Annotated in this window: 2 protein-coding genes; both read right to left on the bottom strand. The window is 63.1% G+C overall.

The features are described from left to right. Positions 1-39: 39 nt before the first annotated feature. The gene (gene ahcY, locus JOZ76_RS33260) at positions 40-1,470 is read right to left on the bottom strand and encodes an adenosylhomocysteinase (protein WP_291705619.1); all 1,431 of its coding nucleotides are present in this window, start codon (positions 1,468-1,470) and stop codon (positions 40-42) included. 111 nt (positions 1,471-1,581) lie between these two features. Then, positions 1,582-2,778, bottom strand: a complete 1,197-nt coding sequence (gene metK / locus JOZ76_RS33255; protein WP_291705618.1) for a methionine adenosyltransferase — start codon at positions 2,776-2,778, stop codon at positions 1,582-1,584. Positions 2,779-3,002: the final 224 nt, after the last annotated feature.

Raw genomic sequence — 3,002 nt, 5'->3', positions numbered from 1 at the left:
CGCTGCGTTCGAATCAGGCTGCGCTCGTAACCGATCCCCTCAATACCGGTAGCGATCGCTCTTGTACGGGCCTTCCGGCTTGACGCCGATATAGTCGGCCTGGTCCTTGCGCAGCTCGGTGAGCTTGACGCCGATCTTGGCGAGATGCAGCCGCGCCACCTTCTCGTCCAGCGACTTCGGCAGCACGTAGACCTTCTTCTGATACTTGCCGCCGGAATTGTTGGCGAACAGCTCGATCTGCGCCAGCGTCTGGTTGGTGAAGGAGGCCGACATCACGAAGGACGGATGGCCCATGGCGTTGCCGAGATTCACCAGCCGGCCTTCCGACAGCAGGATGATGCGGTGCTTGTCGGGAAATTCGATCTCGTCGACCTGCGGCTTGATGTTGGTCCACTTCATGTTGCGCAAGCTCGCAACCTGAATCTCGTTGTCGAAATGGCCGATGTTGCAGACGATGGCGCGGTCCTTCATCTGCCGCATGTGCTCGATGGTGATGATGTCCTTGTTGCCGGTCGCAGTCACGAAGATGTCCGCACGCGGCGCCGCGTCCTCCATGGTGGTGATCTCATAACCCTCCATCGACGCCTGCAGCGCGCAGATCGGATCGACCTCGGCGACCATGACGCGGCAGCCGGCCTGGCGCAGCGAGGCGGCAGAACCCTTGCCGACGTCGCCGTAACCTGCGACCATCGCGATCTTGCCCGACATCATCACGTCGGTGCCGCGGCGGATGCCGTCGACCAGCGACTCGCGGCAGCCATAGAGGTTGTCGAATTTCGACTTGGTGACGCTGTCGTTGACGTTGATGGCGGGGAACAGCAGCGTGCCCTTCTTCTCCATCTCGTAGAGCCGGTGCACACCGGTCGTGGTTTCTTCCGAGACGCCCTTGATGTTTTTGGCGATCTCCGCGAACCAGCCCTTCGGCTTCTCCTTCAGAAGGCGCTTGATCAGCGCATAAAAGATCTCTTCTTCCTCCGAGGCGGGCTTGTCGAGGAAGGCGGTGTCGCCCTGCTCGGCGCGGACGCCGGCATGCACCAACATGGTGGCATCGCCGCCGTCATCCAAAATCATGTTGGGCGTGCCGCCGCCGTGCCAGTCGAACAGGCGCGCGGTGTAATCCCAATATTCGGTAAGCGTCTCACCCTTCACCGCGAACACCGGAATGCCCGCGGCGGCGATCGCCGCCGCCGCGTGGTCCTGGGTCGAATAGATGTTGCAGGAAACCCAGCGGATGTCGGCACCGAGCGCGGCCAGCGTCTCGATCAGGACCGCGGTCTGGATCGTCATGTGCAGCGAGCCCGCGATGCGCGCGCCCTTCAGGGGCTGCTTGGGGCCATATTCCTCGCGCGTCGCCATCAATCCGGGCATCTCGGTCTCGGCGAGCGAGATCTCCTTGCGGCCGAACTCGGCGAGCGAAATGTCCTTGACGACGTAGTCGGTGAAGGTCGGTTTCTTGGCGGCGGCGGTCATGTGGGGTTCCTGAGGTTGAAATCGTCATTCCGGGGCGCGCAGAGCGCGAACCCGGAATCTCGAGATTCCGGGTTCGGTCCTTTCGGACCGCCCCGGAATGACGGCGTGAAATTAAACGGCGCGTTTCAGGCTCTCGACCAGGTCGGTCTTCTCCCAGGAAAAACCGCCCTCATTGTCAGGCGTACGGCCGAAATGGCCGTAGGACGAGGTGCGGGCGTAGATCGGCCGGTTGAGATCGAGATGGGTGCGGATGCCACGCGGCGTCAGGTCCATGCTTTCGGCCACGGCCTTCTCCAGCCTGTCCTCAGACACGTTTCCGGTGCCGTGGGTGTCGATGTAGATCGACAGCGGCCGCGCCACGCCGATCGCATAGGCGAGCTGCAGGGTGCAGCGGTCGGCAAGACCCGCGGATACGATGTTCTTCGCCAGATAGCGCGCGGCATAGGCTGCGGAGCGGTCGACCTTGGTCGGGTCCTTGCCGGAGAATGCGCCGCCGCCATGCGGCGCCGCGCCGCCATAGGTGTCGACGATGATCTTGCGCCCGGTCAGGCCGGAATCGCCGTCGGGGCCGCCGATGTAGAATTTGCCGGTCGGATTGATGTGCCAGACGGTTTTGGCGTCGATCCAGTCTTTCGGCAGCGCCTCGCGCACATAGGGTTCGACGCGTTCGCGAACCTGCTCCGAGGTCATGTCCTCGACCAGATGCTGGTGCGAGACCACGATCTCGCGCACGCGGACCGGCTTGCCGTTCTCATATTGCACGGTGACCTGGCTCTTGGAGTCGGGGCCAAGCACCTTCTCCCGCCCCGAATGGCGCGCTTCCGAGATCAGCCGCAGGATCTTGTGGGCGTAGAAGATCGGCGCCGGCATCAGGTCGGGCGTCTCGTTGCAGGCATAGCCGAACATGATGCCCTGATCGCCCGCACCCTCTTCCTTGGCGGCGCCGGGCTGGTTGGCATCGACGCCCTGCGCGATGTCGGCCGACTGCGGATGCAGGAGGATCTCGACGTCCGCCTTGTCCCAGTGAAAGCCGTCCTGCTCGTAGCCGATGTCCTTGATCGCGCCGCGCACCACGCTCACGATGTGGTCATTGGTGACCGATTTCGGCCCGCGGGTTTCGCCGGCGATCACCACCTTGTTGGTGGTGGCGAGCGTTTCACAGGCGGCGCGGATGGCCCAGGGATCGATGCCGGCCTTCGGCCCCTCGCGGAAGAACAGGTCGACGATCTCGTCGGAGATCCGATCGCAGACCTTGTCAGGATGCCCCTCGGAAACCGACTCACTCGTGAACAGATAAGACGCGCGCATCAAAGAACCCCCTGTTCCGCCGCTCATCGGCGGTTGTTTCGAATTGACTCTGGGATGTCAGTCCCGCCGGCGGGAGATGACGTAGGACTCGTCGTTGAACCAAAGCCCGTTGTACTTCCGCAAAACCTCTCTGGCGGCATCGAGAGCGCGGCCGCTTTGATCCATGTCCGTCAACCGGTCGTCTTCGATCTGGGCCACATACACCGCCGCATTCCAGGCTGCAA

Origin of the sequence: Bradyrhizobium sp., assembly GCF_019244115.1 — a bacterium.
Lineage (GTDB): Bacteria > Pseudomonadota > Alphaproteobacteria > Rhizobiales > Xanthobacteraceae > Bradyrhizobium.
This window is presented reverse-complemented; position numbering and strand designations above follow the sequence as displayed.

Bases quoted from the DNA above. Each gene is read 5' to 3' on its own strand.
- metK (WP_291705618.1), bottom strand. From the start codon at position 2,778: ATGCGCGCGTCTTATCTGTTCACGAGTGAGTCGGTTTCCGAGGGGCAT.
- ahcY (WP_291705619.1), bottom strand. From the start codon at position 1,470: ATGACCGCCGCCGCCAAGAAACCGACCTTCACCGACTACGTCGTCAAG.